General features: G+C 34.1%; 19 protein-coding genes, 1 pseudogene and 2 other annotated features. Of the genes and pseudogenes, 2 read left to right on the top strand and 18 right to left on the bottom strand.

The features are described 5' to 3' along the window. Positions 1–78 precede the first annotated feature (78 nt). The 10 genes from ACODS7_RS11225 to ACODS7_RS11180 form a co-directional block, all read right to left on the bottom strand. Positions 79–759, bottom strand: coding sequence for an MgtC/SapB family protein (locus ACODS7_RS11225; protein WP_000119510.1), 681 nt, complete (start codon positions 757–759; stop codon positions 79–81). 159 nt (positions 760–918) lie between these two features. Beyond that, the gene (locus ACODS7_RS11220) at positions 919–1,575 is read right to left on the bottom strand and encodes a YkyA family protein (RefSeq protein ID WP_016081993.1); all 657 of its coding nucleotides are present in this window, start codon (positions 1,573–1,575) and stop codon (positions 919–921) included. 14 nt (positions 1,576–1,589) lie between these two features. Then, positions 1,590–2,411, bottom strand: a complete 822-nt coding sequence (locus ACODS7_RS11215) for a peptidoglycan-N-acetylglucosamine deacetylase (protein WP_000409482.1) — start codon at positions 2,409–2,411, stop codon at positions 1,590–1,592. Positions 2,412–2,986: 575 nt separating this feature from the next. Then, the gene (locus ACODS7_RS11210) at positions 2,987–3,988 is read right to left on the bottom strand and encodes an LCP family protein (RefSeq protein ID WP_002093954.1); all 1,002 of its coding nucleotides are present in this window, start codon (positions 3,986–3,988) and stop codon (positions 2,987–2,989) included. Between the two features lie 320 nt (positions 3,989–4,308). Next, positions 4,309–6,612 carry a glycoside hydrolase gene (locus ACODS7_RS11205; protein ID WP_029442040.1) on the bottom strand — a complete coding sequence of 768 codons (2,304 nt, stop codon included), beginning with the start codon at positions 6,610–6,612 and terminating at the stop codon, positions 4,309–4,311. A gap of 208 nt (positions 6,613–6,820) precedes the next feature. After that, on the bottom strand, positions 6,821–7,030 hold the full coding sequence (locus ACODS7_RS11200; RefSeq protein ID WP_016081995.1) for a DUF6366 family protein: 210 nt from the start codon (positions 7,028–7,030) through the stop codon (positions 6,821–6,823). A gap of 131 nt (positions 7,031–7,161) precedes the next feature. Next, entirely contained in the window at positions 7,162–8,055 is an 894-nt protein-coding gene (gene thrB / locus ACODS7_RS11195; protein WP_016081996.1) for a homoserine kinase, read from the bottom strand. Next, positions 8,052–9,110 carry a threonine synthase gene (gene thrC, locus ACODS7_RS11190; RefSeq protein ID WP_016081997.1) on the bottom strand — a complete coding sequence of 353 codons (1,059 nt, stop codon included), beginning with the start codon at positions 9,108–9,110 and terminating at the stop codon, positions 8,052–8,054. The genes thrB and thrC overlap by 4 nt, the downstream gene beginning before the upstream one ends. After that, positions 9,103–10,398: a homoserine dehydrogenase gene (locus ACODS7_RS11185; RefSeq protein WP_016081998.1), complete on the bottom strand. Its 1,296-nt coding sequence runs from the start codon at positions 10,396–10,398 to the stop codon at positions 9,103–9,105. Before ACODS7_RS11185 ends, thrC begins: the two co-directional genes overlap by 8 nt. Positions 10,399–10,553: 155 nt before the next feature. Then, positions 10,554–10,785, bottom strand: a binding site (T-box leader). 115 nt (positions 10,786–10,900) lie between these two features. Further along, positions 10,901–11,132 (bottom strand) — a binding site (T-box leader). A gap of 382 nt (positions 11,133–11,514) precedes the next feature. After that, positions 11,515–12,153 (bottom strand): pyridoxamine 5'-phosphate oxidase family protein, encoded by a 639-nt coding sequence (locus ACODS7_RS11180; RefSeq protein ID WP_016081999.1) that lies wholly within the window; start codon positions 12,151–12,153, stop codon positions 11,515–11,517. A gap of 81 nt (positions 12,154–12,234) precedes the next feature. On the opposite strand from ACODS7_RS11180, the gene ACODS7_RS11175 reads away from it, so the two are divergent. Further along, the gene (locus ACODS7_RS11175) at positions 12,235–12,843 is read left to right on the top strand and encodes an NUDIX hydrolase (protein WP_016082000.1); all 609 of its coding nucleotides are present in this window, start codon (positions 12,235–12,237) and stop codon (positions 12,841–12,843) included. 47 nt (positions 12,844–12,890) lie between these two features. On the opposite strand, the gene ACODS7_RS11170 is transcribed toward ACODS7_RS11175, so the two are convergent. The 6 genes and pseudogenes from ACODS7_RS11170 to ACODS7_RS11145 form a co-directional block, all read right to left on the bottom strand. Beyond that, positions 12,891–13,232, bottom strand: a complete 342-nt coding sequence (locus ACODS7_RS11170; protein WP_000638559.1) for an SdpI family protein — start codon at positions 13,230–13,232, stop codon at positions 12,891–12,893. A gap of 68 nt (positions 13,233–13,300) precedes the next feature. Next, a complete protein-coding gene (locus ACODS7_RS11165) occupies positions 13,301–14,128 on the bottom strand; it encodes a peptidoglycan-N-acetylglucosamine deacetylase (RefSeq protein ID WP_098630043.1) in 828 nt (275 codons plus the stop codon). A 117-nt stretch (positions 14,129–14,245) separates the two neighbouring features. Further along, positions 14,246–15,118 (bottom strand): aminoglycoside 6-adenylyltransferase, encoded by an 873-nt coding sequence (locus ACODS7_RS11160; RefSeq protein ID WP_243168373.1) that lies wholly within the window; start codon positions 15,116–15,118, stop codon positions 14,246–14,248. 144 nt (positions 15,119–15,262) lie between these two features. Beyond that, positions 15,263–15,520: pseudogene (locus tag ACODS7_RS11155) on the bottom strand (ASCH domain-containing protein); the annotation flags it as partial. A 104-nt stretch (positions 15,521–15,624) separates the two neighbouring features. After that, entirely contained in the window at positions 15,625–16,296 is a 672-nt protein-coding gene (locus ACODS7_RS11150) for an O-methyltransferase (RefSeq protein WP_000579239.1), read from the bottom strand. Positions 16,297–16,444: 148 nt separating this feature from the next. Then, on the bottom strand, positions 16,445–17,164 hold the full coding sequence (locus ACODS7_RS11145; RefSeq protein WP_000818985.1) for a 3-ketoacyl-ACP reductase: 720 nt from the start codon (positions 17,162–17,164) through the stop codon (positions 16,445–16,447). 190 nt (positions 17,165–17,354) lie between these two features. Here ACODS7_RS11145 and ACODS7_RS11140 point away from each other — a divergent pair, with 190 nt between their 5' ends. Next, complete coding sequence (locus ACODS7_RS11140; RefSeq protein ID WP_002162839.1) at positions 17,355–17,945, top strand: DUF3139 domain-containing protein; 591 nt, start codon at positions 17,355–17,357, stop codon at positions 17,943–17,945. Between the two features lie 23 nt (positions 17,946–17,968). Here the strand turns inward: ACODS7_RS11140 and hitS are convergent, their stop codons facing one another. Together hitS and hitR are read right to left on the bottom strand one after the other, a co-directional pair. Continuing rightward, positions 17,969–19,042 carry an envelope stress sensor histidine kinase HitS gene (gene hitS / locus ACODS7_RS11135; protein WP_001225395.1) on the bottom strand — a complete coding sequence of 358 codons (1,074 nt, stop codon included), beginning with the start codon at positions 19,040–19,042 and terminating at the stop codon, positions 17,969–17,971. Further along, positions 19,039–19,716 carry an envelope stress response regulator transcription factor HitR gene (gene hitR / locus ACODS7_RS11130; protein WP_000612415.1) on the bottom strand — a complete coding sequence of 226 codons (678 nt, stop codon included), beginning with the start codon at positions 19,714–19,716 and terminating at the stop codon, positions 19,039–19,041. The genes hitS and hitR overlap by 4 nt, the downstream gene beginning before the upstream one ends. Positions 19,717–19,797 lie beyond the last annotated feature (81 nt).

Raw genomic sequence — 19,797 nt, 5'->3', positions numbered from 1 at the left:
AAAACTGCACCTCCAATTGTTAGACTGTGTCTAACAATTGGGGTGCAGTTCAATTCACTTCACTCTTTTTTATCACAATTATCTACTTTCCACTTCAACTGAAACTACTCGATCAATCTCTTTCAGGGAACTATATAACTCTGTTGTATATAAATCTTCTGGAGCTAAAATAACCATCTCCAGTTGCTGAAATGCTCCACTATCTATATCTTTAATTTTCACGCGTTTCACATGCATGCCTAAATTTTTAATTTGCTTAAATATACCATCTAACTCATGATGCTCTTTAACAGTAATTTTTATAGATAAATCCTTTTGTCTTAATGAATACGGTCCTGCAATTTTCACAAGTTGCGGAAGTACATTAATCGCTAAAATAATTAAAACCATAGCAACTGTCGCTTGTAAATAAAATCCCGCACCAATTGCAATCCCTAAAGCTGAAGCAGCCCACACCATAGAAGCTGTCGTTAATCCAGAAATAACGTCATTACTTCTTCGTAAAATGACACCTGCGCCAAGAAAACCAATTCCACTAACAATTTGAGCAGCCAGTCGCATCGGATCCATATTTGTATGTCCTGGAACAGAATATACATGCACAGATTCAATTGAAACCATCGTAATTAAACAACTTGCTACAGAAATAACCATACTTGTTTTCACACCAAGTGGTTTATTCTTTAGCTGCCTATCTATCCCGATGAATAATCCTAAAAAGAGTGCTAAACCTAATTTGAGTAAAAATTCATATGACATATTTCCATTCTCCTTACTTTACAATGTTTCCCTTAGAATAACTCACTATAACTCTTTTATGATATCAATTCCAGTCTTTTCTATTCATTTAACGTAAAAAACCGAAAAAACATTTATTACGATGTTTCTCCGGCTTTTTATTACACTTTAGATTCTTCTTTATTTCTGATCTTTAATCTTAATTTCTGCATCTTTGTAGAATGCTAATTTACTGTCATTATACTCTTTTGTAAATTTGTTAAACTGCTCTTTCGACTTTTGTGCTTCCACATTTAATTCATTAACAGTTTTAACTTTTTCACCGATTTCTTTTAATTTCGTTTCTTTTACTTTTAATTTTTCATACAGTTCTTTTTCAGTCACTAACACTTTCGTGTAATTTTCATTCATCTTTTTGAATGCATCATAACGATTCTTATACGACTCTTCTACTGCTTTTGCTTGTTTTTGTAACTTCTTATCTTCAATCTTCTCTATATTACTTTGAACAGATTTCGTTTCCTTCTGTGCTTTTTCTAGCATTTCTTTCTCACTTTTCAATACTTTTTCACGATCATCTACATTTGCAGTAGCTTGCTCTATTTTCTTCACAACTGCTTCATTATGATCTTTACCTTCTTGCAAAATTTGAGCATATAGTTCTTGACCTTGTTTCTCTAACTGCTCTAATTTTTTTGCTTCATCCACTAAAGATTTTTCTTGTGTTGCTGCTGTTTCAAAAGCTGTATATAAATTTTCTTCTGGTTTTTCACCGAAACAACCTGTTAAAAGTCCTACTGATAATGCTCCAACTACTGCTACTTTTCCATACTTCAACGTTCATTCCTCCATTACATACGGTTATCATGCCAGAAGTTCACTGGAAAGTGACTCTCTTCATGATAAGCTTCAAACTCATAACCCTTTTCTTTTAGCCCTTTTAAAATTGCTGGCACAGCAGCAACTGATTGTGGGTGAATATCATGCATTAAAATTACTTCTTGTGGTTTTGTTGCGTTAGTTAATACGTTTTGAGCAATTTGTGCTGCAGCTGCATCAACTGGCATTTTATTGTATTTCCAATCTAATGAATCAATTGTCCAATCCCATACTTTAAATCCGCCTTCTACCACTTTATTTCGAAGACCTTCATTCAATCCAGGCATCGAACCATATGGAGGACGTGTTAATTTAGGTGATTTCCCAATAATATTAGCGATTAAACCTTGATCTTCTTTCATCTCATTTACATACTCGCCATTTTTATATAACTTTGCGAAATTATGTGTCATACTATGCATGCCTACATAATGACCCTCAGCATTTTCACGTTTCACTAAATCAGGAAATTCTTTGACATTCGCTCCAATTAAAAAGAACGTTGCCTTCGCATCATGTTGTTTTAGCGTATTTAATAATTCAGCCGTATATTTCCCTGGCCCATCGTCAAATGTAAGATAAGCAACTTTTCTTTCTTTTCCATTAAAACGACTTGGTGCCGTTTTATTCATTTCAACTTTCGGCTGTTCACTTGCAAGCTGCACTACATTTTCTTGTTTCGCGACAGCTTTTGCTGGTGAAGTAATTGATTGGAACATGTAATACCCAATAGCTACTGCGGCAATCGCTATTAAAACGACTACTATTTGTTTAATTTTTAAAGCTTTTTCCATTCTATCGAATTCCTCTCCCTATTAATCTTATATATAAATCGCCCAATATAATTATACATCTATTTATTTTTATTTCACCATGTAAACAGATTTTTTTGTATTATAATGGGAGTTTTATCAAAAGTATTGTTCCATGTGTTTATACGACTAAACGTATCTCCATGAAGGTCCACCATTTTTTTGACGATAGCTAAGCACCTATTGTATGATTATTAATCTGGTAAAATAGCTGGTCAATATATGATACATGATCTTTCGCAATTACTATCTCTTCGTCTTTCACCTTAATCGCTTCATTGTGTATAAATATGTAATTGCATTTTGAACAGTCTTTCTTTAACCTGTTTCAATTTCCACCAATTCAATTGTTCTATAAATAGTAATAAATTGAATTTCCTTCCCTTCAACTTTAGGAGCTAATTTCCAAATAGTCCCCTCTAGTATATCGTATAATTACACCTTTTGTTTATATAAATTAAAATGATTTTAGTATAATTTTTCCGCAACAAAAAACCGTTATTAAAAAGTTGCTAATCCACTTCAAAAAAAGATTGGCAAAAGCCAATCTTTTTTTATTATTCGTTTCGAACTGGTTTTGGCGTTACACCTAAATGATCATTTAATTTTTTTGAAATATCTTTTACATTTTTTTCATTTGGAATGTAATAATAAATACCACCGATACGTTTATCTGTACCTTCTATTTGCATTTTTTCCATTTCCAAATTAGATCCTGCCATATTTTTTGTAATGGCAAGCATATCGTCAAATGTTAAGTTCGTTTTCATGTTTTTATCAACCGCATCTAGTAAAGAGCCCATTTTGCTAATTGATTGAACAGACATCGCTTTTTTGGCAATTGCTTCTATTACAAGTTGCTGTCTCTGTCCACGCATTGCGTCACTATCAATTTTACGCGTTCTTGCAAGTGCAAGTGCTTGTTCTCCATTTAAATGTTGGTAACCTTTTTCTAAATGGATCATACCAGCTTGGTCTTTACTATCTTGTTCAGTGAAAGTAACTGGTACATCAATATCAATACCACCAATTGAATCGACAATTTGTACGAATGATTCAAAGTTAAACTTCACATAATAATCAACAGGTACATTTAAAAATCGTTCCACCGTATCGCGTGTGCTTTCTACGCCACCAAATACGTGAGCATGAGTAATTTTATCTAATTTTTTTCTAGTTGGAATATAAACACGTGAATCACGTGGAATACTTACTAGCTTAACAGATTTATCATCTTTATTAATTGTTGCTAATAAAAGTGCATCTGTTCGAACTGCTTCGCCATATTGGCTTTTTCTCATTTCACTTCCATCTACACCCATGATTAATATTGAAATATTATCCTTTAAAGGTTCAACTTCTTTATCACGCTTTGATGACTTTTCAATTTTTGCATACGCATCATTTACAACAGCTTTTGCTTTATTATATATAAACGAACCATATCCTACTCCTCCAAAAATAAGTAGGAAAAATGGAATTAATATGAACCATTTTATTGACTTTCTTTTAGAACGCTTTTTATTACTTCTCGTATTTTGTTCTAATTCAGAGCTCATACCCATTCGCCTCTCTTTCTCTTTACCAAGTATAATGTAAGTCTATTTATCTTCATATTGAATTTCCTTTCATTAACCTTACAATTTTGTAAGGTTACTACTTAAACCCAATATGTATTCCATTTCACATTATACTCTCGTACTTATTTTTGGCAAGTCACTATTTACCAATTTCAAAAATTTAGCACTTCGCAACATGCAAATTTATAAATTCATTAACTCTTTCATTTTAAATTAGGATATCTTTTTCCAGATAAACGATATGAATAAAGAGTCCAGCTAATGATAAAACCTCTATGAATACAATATATTTCACGTTATTATTTCTCAAACGGCGTATACATGCTTTTCTTCCCCTGATTATCAATAAAAGCCGACTTTGCTTTTATTTTCGTTTTTTCTACTTCCATGTCTTCATTTGAGAAGTTCACAATGATTTTAATATCTTTTCCATAAGAAACAGATTGTACTAGCTTATCTTCTGACAAATACGCAAAATTCGTCATCTCTTCTTTTACTGCTTTTTCATGAACTTCATTCCAAACTTTTAGATGCTCTGTAATTTCTTTTTTATGTTTATTCCACTCTACTTCATCTAAATGGTACAACGGAGGAACATTATACAATAATTCAGACAGCATTCGATTTCCAACTTCATCTTTTACCTTTAAACTTCCCCATTCCCAATGGTGCGTTGTAATAACGGAATCATTGTATACTAATTTATATAATGGTACCGAATATACTGGGTTTAAATATACTTGTTTATATTCTTCTTTCAATGGTACTTGTTTTGCATATTTTTCGGGAACATTTTGATTTGGTGACCAATATCCACCGACATAATACGGGCTTGTTTTATTTTTTCGCATATCTTCATCGTCCCATTTAATAACAGGTGTTTCAATTCCGTGTGCAAATGCAATCGTACTACTAGCAAAATCATTTCCACCTTCAGAACCAACGACCATACCCTTTTCTTGCGCAATGTAGTCCATTCGTTTTAAACGTGCTTTTAAATCTTGCTCTTGTGTCGTTATATGTTTCGCTGAATAGTCATCGTAAATTTCACCTGTCGCATCACAATCAATAAACCATGAATTATATTTAGGACCATTTTGTAATATATCATTCATACGTTCCTTTACACTAGGCAGCGATAAAGTCGGGTTTAACTTGCGACCTCTGCCTAAAAAGCCTTGCACCTTTTCTCCGTTTTTCTTCGTTACAGTAGCCTCTTCGTATAATGATGGGTCATTAAAGGATGCTGTGTTCCAATTTTTATCACTTTTTTCGTGAATGGAATGATATGAATCATACGGACCAACTAAATACCCCATTTCCTTAGCTTTTGCCACGAAATTCGGTTGCATAAATCCTTGTTCCCAGTTCGGCAGACCAATCCACGCTTTTTCTATTCCGGCCTCTGTCATTTCCTTTAGTATGTCCGTTCCATCTGCATTACCCCATTTACTTACCTCTTCAACCGCATCGCCAAGTAGCGACTTTAATAAATGCTTATTTAAGCTATACAATTCTGTATTCGTTAAGTGACCTACACCTTTCTTTAATAGCACACTAGCTTCCTGGTCAACGTTTTGAAAAATATCCTCTTTATAAAATTCCTTCATGGATAATACTTCGTTTATATAACGTAAAATAACATTTTTTTGATACTTATCAATGAAATCTTGTTTACTTACTTGATCTAATACATTCAGTTCCCCAGGCTCTGAACTATTCTTTTGAATAAGTTCTTTTATATGACTAAACAGCGGGCTATTTATTTGCTCCCTTAGTTTTGGCCAATTTATATTATTTTCTGATAAACCATTTTGATTCCAAAAATAAAAATGCGCCGCTCCATATAACTTTTCGATTTCTTTATTTTTTCTAGCCTTTTCTTGTAATGTTTTAAATTCACCTTTTCGAACAATATCATCCTTATACAGTTTAGCAATACTTACCGCATCATTATTTGTCACATATAATTGAAATCCATATGTTTTATTTTGATTTATGCTCGGAAATTCATGTGTAAAATCAAATCCTATTTTCGGATCCGAATGAAATTTCAATTCATTATTAAACATATTGTTTGCAATATATACAATTGAATATTTCGAACCATTTAATGCGAAAAACTTCATAGAAAATGATTCAGCAAATGAATATGCATCATCCTTTAAAAACTTCTTCCAATTCTCATCATTGCTCGGAATTTGCTTACCCTCCCATAACGGAAGTGTATAATTTTCAGCTTCTACTTTCGGCCATGTAAAGCTTTCTGCACCAGTCGATTCCACTTCAATGTTTAAGTGGTCTTTTTTCTTTTCTAATTTTATTTTTACTTTTTGATCTGGATATTCCCACGATGTACGATCCTTTTCTTTTTTTACATTCGATACCTTCATTTTCGGTAGGGGTTGTGATGCCTGTTCCTTTACACCCTCATGTTCTACAGTTAATGTGAATGTTTCTGGATTTACATCATAAGTAAAATCTTTATACTTCGCTTTCTTTATTTTAGACTCTTGTACAGCATTACTACCTTTTACGTCACAACCGACTAAAGTCGAAAATGACATAGTTGTAAGAAGACATATCGCTATCATTTTTTTCATCCTCTGCATCTCCACCAATGAATATACAGGTGGTTTGTTACAGGAATGTGGCAAAAAATAATAGAGCTAGCATTTTGCTAGCTCTATTTGGAGTATTAAAAGTTGATATGAACAACTATAATTCGCTTAAAAGATATGTAATACAGTAACTGCATTTTTTTCTCAACAATTATGAAACTAAACAAATCAAAATTTTAACAAGCATTCTTTAACTGAAAAAATAAGTGTATACAATGTATCCTAAAAGTAGTACTAAAATGATTATCCCTGTACTTTTCCAATTCATACCGCCTGCTATATCAACTGGACTACCTGTTTCCGCTCTATTGAGTCCGTCATGTAAAGAACCAGTAAGATTACTTTTTAATTCACTTTGTCTCATACGCTCTCTTTTTTCTTCTGGTGAATCTTTATTCATTTAATCACCCCCAAAATGAATGCACTCTTTGCTACATTATTCAAAATTAACATTTGTTTTATATTTTTCCCGAAAAAACCTAATTTAAAATAGGTTTGCAACGTAAAGAAAGCTAGCCATGCCAGCTTTCTTTATAATCCAATATGCTCTTCCTTATTTACAATAATACCTTTATGGTCGATTTCAAGCTCACATACTTTCATATCTGTAAATACTCTCGCTAATTGCTCAGCGATTTCTTGACGTTTCTCATACGGCGTTAAAATAAAAATAGATGGTCCCGCACCGCTAAGTGCTGTGCCGTATGCACCAAATTCTTTTGCACATTTACGAATAGATGGTAATAACGGTACGAGTTCTAAACGATACGGCTCGTGAAAATGATCTCTTTCCATCATTTCACCTACAACTTCCCACTTCTTTTGACAAAACGCAGCTACTAATACGTTGCTGATTGCACTAGCCTTAACTGCTTCATGAAACGGAAACACATCTGGTAATACAGATCGGCTTTCCTCTGTATTTAACTCTTCATTCGGAATAAGAGAAATTACACCTAATTCCTTACTTTCAATTCTTACAACCGAAACATTCTTTCCATCAAGTGCTCCGATTACAGTTCCTCCTAGAATGGAGGCAGCAACATTATCAGGATGTCCTTCAAAATTTGTAGCAATTTGAACTTTTTGATCAGCAGTTAAGTTCAAATTGCCTAGTTGATTCGCAACCTCTATCCCAGCTACAATCGCTGATGCACTACTTCCTAGCCCTCTTGTTAATGGAATATTACTAGTAACTTCTATTATATGGGGTGATATAGAAGGACATACTTTACATGCCGTGCTAACGATTAAATTTTTATCGTCTGTCGGAATTGATTCTTCAAAGGAATGGATTACTTGCCATTTATCAGCTTTTTCTTTGACCACCACATCTAAATACAATGACAAAGCTATTCCAACTGAATCAAATCCAGGACCAACATTTGCCGTACTAGCAGGGACACGAACGCTTAATGGTATCACGACATAATCACCCCTTTAATATGATCTTTAATTTGTTCTATATCATTTGACAAACTTGCGATGTCTAGTTGATTTGAAGAAATAGCGATATCAGGATCCTTCAAACCATTTCCAGTTAATACTGCAACAACTGTTTCTCCCTTTTTGATTTTTCCAGATTTAACATGTTTAATTACGCCGGCTAATGAAGCATTTGATCCCGGTTCAGCGAAAACTCCTTCAGTTTTTGCCAATAACCTATACGCATGTAAAATTTCTTCATCTGATACCATATCTATTTCACCACAAGACTGCTCGGCAGCCTCTACTGCATACGACCAACTTGCTGGGTTACCAATGCGAATTGCTGTTGCAATTGTTTCAGGCTCTTCAATTACATGCCCTTTTACAATTGCCGCTGCTCCTTCTGCTTCAAAGCCATGAATTCTTGGCTTCTTATAACCTTTTTCTTTCTCATATTCACAGAAGCCTTTCCAATATGCTGTAATATTCCCTGCGTTCCCAACAGGGATAGCTAGAACATCTGGTGCATTTTGCAATTGGTCACAAATTTCAAATGCTGCTGTTTTTTGTCCTTCAATTCGATAAGGATTCACTGAATTTACTAATGTAATCGGCTCTTCTGCAGCAATATTTCTTACAGCCTTAAGTGCATCATCGAAATTCCCTTCTATTGAAATAATTTCAGCTCCATAAGCGACCGCTTGCGCTAATTTTCCATGCGCAATCTTTCCTTCAGGGATGACGATTATACATTTCATCCCAAGGCGTGCCGCATATGCTGCAGCTGATGCTGATGTATTACCTGTTGATGCACAAATGATTGCTTCTGAACCTTCTTCTTTCGCCTTAGCAACTGCCATCACCATACCACGATCTTTAAAAGAACCTGTCGGATTCGCTCCTTCGTACTTACCATATAGCTGAATCCCTAATTGCTTTGATATATTTAACAACGGAATAAGAGGTGTGTTTCCTTCCATTAAGCTGACATTAGGTGTGTTTTCATTCACCGGTAAATAAGAAGCATACTGTTTTAATAGTCCTTTATACATATTGTTTTTCCTCCTCGATAATGTAGTAACTGTTTATTTCACTTGCGACATCTTCTATCGCTCCTAAAACTCGTTCGAATTGATACTTTGAAGTTCGATGTGTCACAACAACAACTTCTGCCAGTTCACGGTTTAAAGGTAATTGAATAACTTCTTTTAAACTTACAGAGTAATTAACGAAACATTCTGTTATTTTTTGCAACATCCCAGGCTCATCTCGTAATGAAATACGCAAGAAATATTTCGAAACTACTTCTTCATCACCTTGTAATTCATAAGGAACTGGTTCTTTTAACGCACTTTTATTTTTCGGCACTTGATTCATATTTTTAACGATGGAAATAATATCACTTACTACAGCAGAACCAGTTGGCAACTTTCCAGCTCCAGGTCCGTAAAACATTACTTCTCCTACCGCTTGACCGTGAACATATACTGCATTAAATTCATTATTTACATTCGATAATGGATGACGACTTGGTAAAAGTGTCGGTTCTACACTTAAATGAATGGCTGATCCTTGTTTTTCTGCTTTCCCAATTAACTTCATAGTAAATCCTAACTTTTCAGCCATTTGTAAATCTTCTTTTTCAACCTTTCGAATCCCTCTTACTTGCACATCATCTAATGAAACATTCATCGAAAAACCTAAGTTTGCAAGAATTGCTACCTTTCGCGCCGCATCTAGTCCATCTACATCTGCTGTCGGATCCGATTCTGCAAAACCTAATTTTTGAGCTTCCTGTAAAGCCTCTTCATAAGACCACCCATTTTGACTCATTTTTGTTAACATATAATTTGTTGTACCATTTACAATTCCCATTATTTTTTCAATTTGATCTGATGCTAGCCCGTCAGTTAGTCCTCTTAACACTGGAATACCACCTGCTACGCTCGCTTCATAACATAAATCACAATCATTATCGTTCGCCAGTTGAAGAAGCTCCGCACCATATACAGCCATTAAATCTTTATTTGCTGTTACGACATGTTTTTTATTTCGTAAAGCCTTAACAATATGCTGTTTTGCTTCTTCAATTCCGCCCATTACCTCTACTACAATATCAATATTTGAATCATTTAGAACTTCATCTGCATGACTTGTTACTGCAATTCCATCAATACAAACATCGCGTTCTTTTTCCAAATCACGTACAACGACTGTTTTCACTTTCACTTCGTATCCTGTATCAAGAGCGATTTTTTTATAATGTTCTTTCAAAATATGAACAACACCACTTCCGACCGTACCTAAACCTAATACCCCAACATTTATAACGTTATTCATCTTCTAATCTCCTCCTAAAAGTTTAATTGTTACACCTATAAATCACCTTATCCTGCTCTTTGGCCATGCAGGTGGTGGTTATTTCCGTACGTACAAATTGTTTCATGTTACAAGCACCTCCTTTCAAAGTAATAAAAAAACACACTCATCCCTAGGAAAGGGACGAATGTGTTTTCGTGGTTCCACCCTTGTTCCAACCTAGACGTATCTCCTTCTAGATTGCTCAAGTTCAGATAACGGCTGATACCGTCAATAATTACTAGATTACTCGTTCACTATTGAAGTTCAAAGGTGGTAAAATCATTTCTCGTGTTAGGAAGCTCACACCCTAGACTTCCCTCTCTGTAAACCGTAAAAATGATTTCTTGTCCTTATCGTTACTTTTTCGTTCATGTTTATTTGTTAACTCATTATACTCGCATAAAAAACAAAATCAATACTATTTTTTAATCATTTTAAATTTTCAATCTCTAAGGTCGTAAAAAAACACACTCACCCCTAGGAAAGGGACGAATGTGTTTTCGTGGTTCCACCCTTGTTCCAATCTAGACGTATCTCCTTCTAGATTGCTCAAGTTCAGATAACGGCTGATACCGTCAATAATTACTAGATTACTCGTTCACTATTGAAGTTCAAAGGTGGTAAAATCATTTCTCGTGTTAGGAAGCTCACACCCTAGACTTCCCTCTCTGTAAACCGTAAAAATGATTTCTTGTCCTTATCGTTACTTTTTCGTTCATGTCTATTTGTTAACTTATTATAGTTATCAACTTTTTAAAAAGCAAGCCTATTTTTACTAACTATTTTCAAGAATTTTTTTATTATATTTTACAATAGCATTATGCAACCGCCACTCAATTTACCTATTTTGTTACTTCTCCAGTTTATAAATCAACGGTTCATATATAAAGTGAAACTTTAATCAGTGGGGATTTTGTTCATCCCCACTGATTATTAGTCGAACCAATCGGGCTTTTACGGGCAGTTGATACCCACCTAACTTCTTTACTTACGCTGAATTTTAAGGTAGGGGTCTTACTGCCCGTTAATGCGGGATAAGTTCCCCATTCTAAAACCCGTACATATCCACCTTACAAAACTATATCAATAAAATTTTCAATACAATCTTTTTGTATAACTTTCCTCTAAAGAACGAGCAACATCTTCTTCTGAAGTATTCACTTTCGCATGCTCCAGCAACATTTTTGCTGCTGAAGGTAACTCTTTTTTATTTAACCAAGATTCTGAATCCCACATCTTAGAACGAATAAAAGCTTTTGCACAATGAATATAACACTCTTCTATTTCAACAACAATTCCAAGCAACGGATTACGTCCATTCGCCTGCATTTCTTTCAAAACTTCTTCGTCGTTTGTAATATACGCTCGGCCATTTATCCGGAGCGTCTCCCCAAGACCTGGAATAAAAAAGATTAGTCCTACACGTGGATTTGAAATAATATTCAAAATGGAGTCTATACGACGATTGCCCGGTCTTTCTGGAATGATAATTTTATTATTATTTAATACGTATACAAATCCAGGTGCATCTCCTCTCGGCGAAGCATCACACTCTCCTAATTTATTTGCAGTAGATAATACTAGAAAAGGAGATTTAGACAGAAAATCTACGCAATGGTGGTCTAATGATGAAATAACTTTCTTTAACGCTCGCTCACTTGGTTGCCCCAATATTTTCCGTAGCTCTTCCTCTGTTGAAATAATCGATTTTATTTCCGCACGCTCTATCCCCACTTATAACCACTCCTTTTTCTTTATTTTCCCAAAATTCAATACAAATATTGTATAATGAAATTTGCAGAAAGGGGAATTAAAATGACAGAGTGGTTAACAATATTTGATCCTGAAAGAAATACACTTGGGAAGAAATTACGTGATGAAGTGCATCGTGACGGTGATTGGCACGAAACATTTCATTGTTGGTTTGTAGAAAAAGATGCTGAAGATATGTTCTTATATTTCCAATTACGCTCTAAAAATAAAAAAGAAGCTCCATGTATATGGGATATTACTTCAGCTGGACATATTATGCATGATGAAGATGTACAAATTGGTGGCCTTCGTGAAATCGAAGAAGAATTGGGGCTTTCCTTTCAAACTACTGATTTAATATACAAAGGCATCTTTAAAATAGATTATGAAATTTCAAATCTTACTGATCGTGAATTTTGTCATATGTATTTTCACAATGTTATCAATCCACTTCCATTCGCACCAGGTGAAGAAGTAGACGATGTGATGAAAGTACATGCAACTTCTTTTCTACAACTATTAAAAAGAGAAATTTCATCTTTAAAGACTATTTCAGTCTTAAACAATACACCGATTACGATAACATTTGAAGATATTTATCCGTATGATCTTGCATACTATGAATTTGTTATAGAGCAAGGAAAAGAAGTATTAAAAAATAATAGTTTATAAATAAAATAGGACTCTCAGCATCATATTGCGTGGAGTCCTATTTTTCATTATTGCTCAAGTACTTTTAATCTACTCTCTACTTGTATAAATAAACGCATAATTAATAACAGCATAACCACCATAATCGCTATCATTGTATGTGGATATCTAAACAGTATACTAATAACACTCCCAATTAACATCATGATGAATCCATTTTGCTTCATCACTGCTGCACTATACCTATTACCCGCATCCCATAATTCCTTATTTTTCATAGATCGTTTCGTACGATAACCATATGCCGCATTAATATCTGTCGGTGGATTTTTTTGAAGGATAAGTGCGGCAAGTATAAATATAATTCCAATCAATATGCTTATTCCTATGTTTACTAGTGCATAAATCAATTATATCCCTCCTAAACTTACACTTTCATTATACGGCATAACCCTATTTTTTCCAATTCATAACACATTCACTTTCTTTCTTTTGATGTCTGAAACATACTTGGAAGTGTTACAAAACGTGCCCCTTTCGTTTTTAACTGCGGAATGATTTTGTCTAGTGCATCTACAGATCCTTGTAAATGCCCACCTGGTGTTGAATGCTGGAGGATGACACTTCCAGGAAATGAATTCCCTAACACATTATTTGTAATCGTATCAGTGCTTACACCTTTCCAATCAACCGTATCAACACTCCACTGTACGATCATAAAATTTTGCTCTGTTGCCCATTTTAATTGATTTTCAAGTATTTCACCGTATGGCGGACGTATAAACTTTGGTGCGTAACCAGCTAAACGATTTAATATTTCTTCCGTTTTTATTATTTGATTATGGTACTCAACGTCATTTACTTTTGCTAAATTCGGATGACTATACGTATGATTACCAATTACATGCCCTTCATTTGCAATACGCTTTACTACGTTTGGATACTTTTCTGCGTTTTCACCAAGCAGGAAGAAAGTCGCTTTCACATTATGTTGTTTTAACTTATCTAATATTTTTGGCGTAAAGACTAAATCTGGCCCATCATCAAATGTAAGGGCTACTTCCGCTTTATTGTAAGAACCTGAAAATGCATACGCATATTTTTCGACCCACGAAAATGGTGTCCATGATCCACGCTCATATGCTTTCATTGGTACTTCATAATTTTGAGGGGTATATACGTAAGGTAATGAGCTTTTATAGTCTCCATAATAAAATGAGTTATATGGCATATAAGCATACGAAACATCTCGTTCTAGTCCCCATTGATATGGAACGAACATTTCTGGCGAATAAAAATAATACATGATAAAAACCTCCCTAAATTTTCATATGTGATTCATCTGCACTTTGTTAGAGAAATTGTTATTCATAAGCAAAAATAAGACTGTCCGTTAACAGGACAGTCTTACTGCTTTATATTATTAATAAATCAATGTACTATCTTTTGGCAAAGCTTTCACATGTTTTAAATAGTTCGTCACTTTATCATCATCATCTTGCGGATATTGATATCCATATGTGTTAGCAATTTCATTCGCCACTTCTCTAAATAAATCACCCATGACAAAGAATGAGCCCCATATGTTTTCGTATTCTGCATTAGAAAATGTCTTTTTAAATTGCTTCCACATATCTTCTTCAACATATTGCTCGAAATTCTTTCCAAACTTACCTGCATTAACTGTAAAATCTGTTTTCATACCAACATGCCATTCTAGCATTACGATGAACATATCTCGTACTGGACCATCAAGCATCCCTTTCGCATAAGAAAGTTCTTCTCTCCATAGTCCTTTCCCTACATTCGTACTACACCACCAAAATTCATTACAGCAATCTAAAAACTCTTTTTCTGTAGGCTTTTTTATTAAGTAGTCTTTATCGCTTGCTGGTGGAAATTCAACAATACAATTATCTTTATCAAGAAGCAGCTTACTTAAACTATCTTGTCCAACGAACTTATTTATCAAATCAAATGGAACGAGCGTTAAATCAATTCGATTTCCATCCATAAACTGCATTAAATACGGAAATTTCCCGTCTTCGTCCGCTGGAATTAATGACATTTCTTCTGGCATTTGTACAATCATTATTTCTCCAAATCTATGAATCCAATTATGATTAGACGTAAAAGATTGTATATCATGTACAACATACATAATATCGTAGTCTTGAAAACAATCTCTCTTCACATTTGAATTTACACGTGATCCATTCATGATAACTGCTCGGATTCTTTCATCCTCTTTTGCTGTATTTATAATTAAGTCTAACATTTCTTTTTCAGTTCTCATCTATTCCTAACCTCCAATTTTTATATAAACTTATATTTCCAAGTATGTTGGAGGTCCACGAGGTAGCTGCGTTGTACAAGATACATGTTATAATTTTTGAAATTTCTTTTTCATTTTCTCTCCTCCTATTTTTTTATATCTTTCATCCCCTTCAGCAATTGCAAACTCTTCTGTAATTTCATTCATAGGTACTATTGTTACTTCAATTGTTTTTACAATTGCTACCGGATTTTCATCGTAATCCAAAATAACAGAGTAGTCCTCTGTAGTTGGTAACGGTACATTCTTTAATTCATAGAAGAGATATGCAGAACAAGTTGCCGTTTTCGTTCCGTCAACTACTTGCTTAGCAAGACGATTTGCGGTATCACCAAATTTCCAAGCACTCACCGTTTTTGGTATCTAAGCATCTTTCCAATACTCCGCCCAGTATTGGAAAGATGCTTCATTCATTATCTCTCACTCCCCTAAAGTCTACTATAAATATAATAGACTTTCGAACGGTATCACTCTTTTACTACTGCCATTACAAACCCATCGTATCCTTTACTTCCGACAGTTTGAAGCGCTGTAGCACTAACACGTGGCTCATCAGCTATTAATTCATAGAAACGACGTATCCCTTGTACACGAGGATCGGTACTAGTATTGTCAATAACTTCTCCTTCACGTACTACGTTATCCCCAATAATTACAGTACCCGGTCGTGATAGTTTTAGTGCCCATTCAAAATAAGCAGGGTTATTTTGTTTATCAGCATCTATAAAAATAAAATCAAACGGTTCATACTTCTCGTTTTCTATTTGTTGTAAAGAATCTAACGCTAATCCTGTTCGTATTTCAATTTTATCAGTCAAATTAGCACGCTCAATATTGCTACGTGCAATTTCTGCATGTTTTTCACTTGCTTCCAATGTAACAACTCGGCCTCCAGATGGCAATGCTCTAGCAATCCATATCGTGCTATATCCGCCTAGCGTACCAATTTCTAAAACATTACGGGCCCCTTGAATTTGTACTAATAGTTGTAAAAACTTACCTTGCGTTGGTGATACATCATGTGCTGGCAAATTAGCTGCAGCATTAGTTTGAAGAACCCCTTCTAATGTAGAATCTTTCGGTATTAATACATCACTCATATATTGATCAACAGCCGTCCATTTCTCAATTCCAATCATGCAAATACCACCCCTTTCAATTTTCCAATGCTTTCTACCATTCACTTTTGATTATACAGAAAATTCTTTCTTAAACACAAAAAATAAAGAAGGGACATCTATCCCATTACAGAATAGATATCCCTTCTTTTATTAATAAATGTAATTCTTATGGATTAGTAGACCAAAGTCCAGCTGATTTAATAAATGTACGTTTATTTAATTTCAGCTGTGCTACGATAAATTCTGCAATATCTTCAGCTTGCATAACTTTATCAGGATTTCCGTCAGTTAATCCTAAATCAACAGCCATATCAGTTGCTACTGTACTTGGTGTTAAAGCCGTTACACGAATGTTATGCTTACGAACTTCCATCGCTAACGATTCTGTTAAACCAAGAACACCAAATTTAGAAGCACTATATGCACTTGTTACAGGTGCACCTTTTTGTCCTGCTGTAGATGAAATGTTAATGATATCACCAGATTGTTGTTCAATCATGCTTGGTAAAGCAGCACGAGTTGCATAATATACACCCATTAAGTTTACTTGAATGATTTTTTCCCAATCAGCAACATCTAATTCTAAAAACTTACCGAACTTAGAAATACCAGCGTTATTAATTAAAATATCGATAGATCCTAAACCATTTTTTAACGTTTCAATCGCAGTAGTCACTTCTTCGTATGAAGAAACATCAGCAGTTGCAATAACAGCTTTTACACCTTCTGCTTCTACTTCTTTCGCTACTGCTTTTAAGTTTTCTTCTGAACGAGCTAATAGTCCTACATTTACGCCTTCTTTCGCTAATGCGATTGCGACAGCGCGACCAATCCCTCTACCTGCTCCTGTAATTAAAGCATTTTTGCCTTGTAATAATTCTGCCAAGTATAACACTCCTTAATCATCTCAGTTATGTATTATATTAAAATTGTATCTATGTTTATGTAAAAAGGCAATGATGCACTTTCATGTGCGTAGGTTACTTGTAGGTAACTATAAAAAGTTTTTATTTATAAGTATCATGTTTTTTCCATTATTCATATAAAATAAAAATAAATCCAGCATAGGAGCGTGTATGTGTATGAAAAGAAAAAAATGGTTCTTATCACTAACTGCAGTCGGACTATGTATCATATTTTTGGCTATGTATTTTATATTTGGTAATCCACTACATTATAAAGTAATAGAAAAAGATACTAGCGACTATCTCCATACTATAAAAGGATATAAGCAAAAAGAAATACAAAGCATAACCGGAAAATATACTCCCCTTTATAATATCGGCTATTATGCAACAGTAGTATATAAAGACGAACCCTATTTTACATACTCTTATACATACGATAATAATAAAATAATACAAGACGAAGGCATTTTAGGAAGACATACTGAGTCATTTGAAAATCTTAATTTAAACTGGTCATTGTTTGACGAGTTAGTAGACAGTATACATAAAAATTTGCAAGAAAAGGGATTAAGTGAAAAGGAAGATTATTCTATACGATCCGTTCAATTCATTGATATAGATGATGATAAAAACGGTGCAGAAGCGTACGTTGACTTTAAGAAAGATAAAGAATCAGATTACTCATACCGTATGAATAGCGAAGGAAGAGCTTATCAATATAGCTGCAACAATGGTAAATGTATTTATAAAGAGAAATAGTGTTAGAAGATATCACCCTAACACTATTTCTCTTTATATTTAGGAATACACACAATAAATTCAGTACCATTCCCTTCCTCACTCTCAACTTTTATTTCCCCATGATGAAGATCGAGTACTTTTTTTACAATAGCTAAACCTAAGCCACTTCCTCCATAAGCACGATTTCGTGAAGAATCCGCTTTATAAAAACGCTCAAAAATATGTTGTTTCTGTTCTTCAGATATACCAATTCCTGAATCACGGATACGCACTTCCACTACTGTTTCATGTTCCTTTAACTGAATAATAATCGTACCACCGCTTGGAGTAAATTTAATACTATTATGAATTAAATTAATCCACACTTGACTCATACTTTCTTGATCAGCAATAACATGTACTTTTTCTAAATCTAGTTCTAACTCAATTTCTTTTTCAGCCCAGAGTGGTTCACTATTTAACACAATTTGCTTTAACTGCTGATCTAATCGATAACTCACTCTTTCTGGTATATACTCTTCTGATTCTAAAAGAGTTAGCTTTAATAAGTTTTGACTTAGTTTAGATAATCTCGTTGTTTCAGTTTCAATAATGGTAAGATAATGCTTTCTTTTTTTCTCAGAAAGATTATCGTCTTGTAGTGCTCTAGCAAATCCTTTTATAGAAGTTAATGGTGACTGTATTTCATGAGAAACATTCGATACAAATTCTTGTCTCATTTTCTCCATCGTATTCAGTTCATCTGTCATATCATTTATACTTTTTACGAGCACGCCAATTTCTCCATCATACTTTTCTTCATTTCGTATTTTTACGGAGAAATCTCCTTTTGCAATTTTTTGTATCGGTTCAATAATAGTCCAAATCATTGCCTCTCGTTTTGGCCTCATTAATATTCCAATTAATGTCCAAATAAGAATAATAAATACAAAACCGACCATATCACTAATTAGAAAGGCAACAAATGGCGATACGTTTACGTCAAAAGCATTCAATATACTAGTTGCTACATAAAATGCGATAGACCAAATGATAGTAAGAAAAGAAAAGAGCGCTAATACCGCTCCAAATACTTTCAGCATCTTCAACTTACTCATTCGTTTTCCTTTTCTCATTTACTTACCTCTAAGCGATACCCTAATCCTCTTATTGTTTTAATACTAAATTTCGACTGCTCTTCTTGAAACTTCTCACGTAACCGATTAATATGAACGTCTAGTGTACGTTCATTCCCTTCAAAATCATATCCCCATATTTCTTCAATTAATTGCTCTCTCGAACAAGTTCTTCCCGATTTAGACCCTAAAGTAAAGAGCAGCTCAAATTCTTTTAACGGTAACGTAACCGTTTGTTCTCCAGATGTAACTTCGAATGTTTTACGATTTAATAATACATTTCCAACTTGAATCGATTGTGAAACTGTAATTTGGTAACGTTTCAATAATGCCTTTACTCTCACTACTAGTTCTATAGGATCAAATGGCTTTACAAGATAATCATCTGTCCCAAGGTGAAATCCTTTTACTTTTTGTGATGTTTCTCCTTTGGCAGTTAGCATCAGAACCGGGATATCATAGTATTTTCTTAATTCAAAACATACATCAAATCCATCCATATTTGGCATCATGATATCAAGAATAACCATATCGACTTTTACGTCATCCATTTTCCGAAGTGCATCTACTCCATCAATTGCCTCATATGTTTGAAAACCTTCTCGTTCTAAAAATACAGAAACGAGTTCCCTAATGTGTGGATCGTCGTCTACTATTAAAATTTTAGGTATCAAAGGAACCATTTCCTTTCTACTTAGCATCTAATATATTTTTTTAAAATGAATCATCAGTGGAGTAAAATCCCACTGATGATT

Source organism: Bacillus sp. FG16 (genome assembly GCF_057809515.1).
This window is presented reverse-complemented; position numbering and strand designations above follow the sequence as displayed.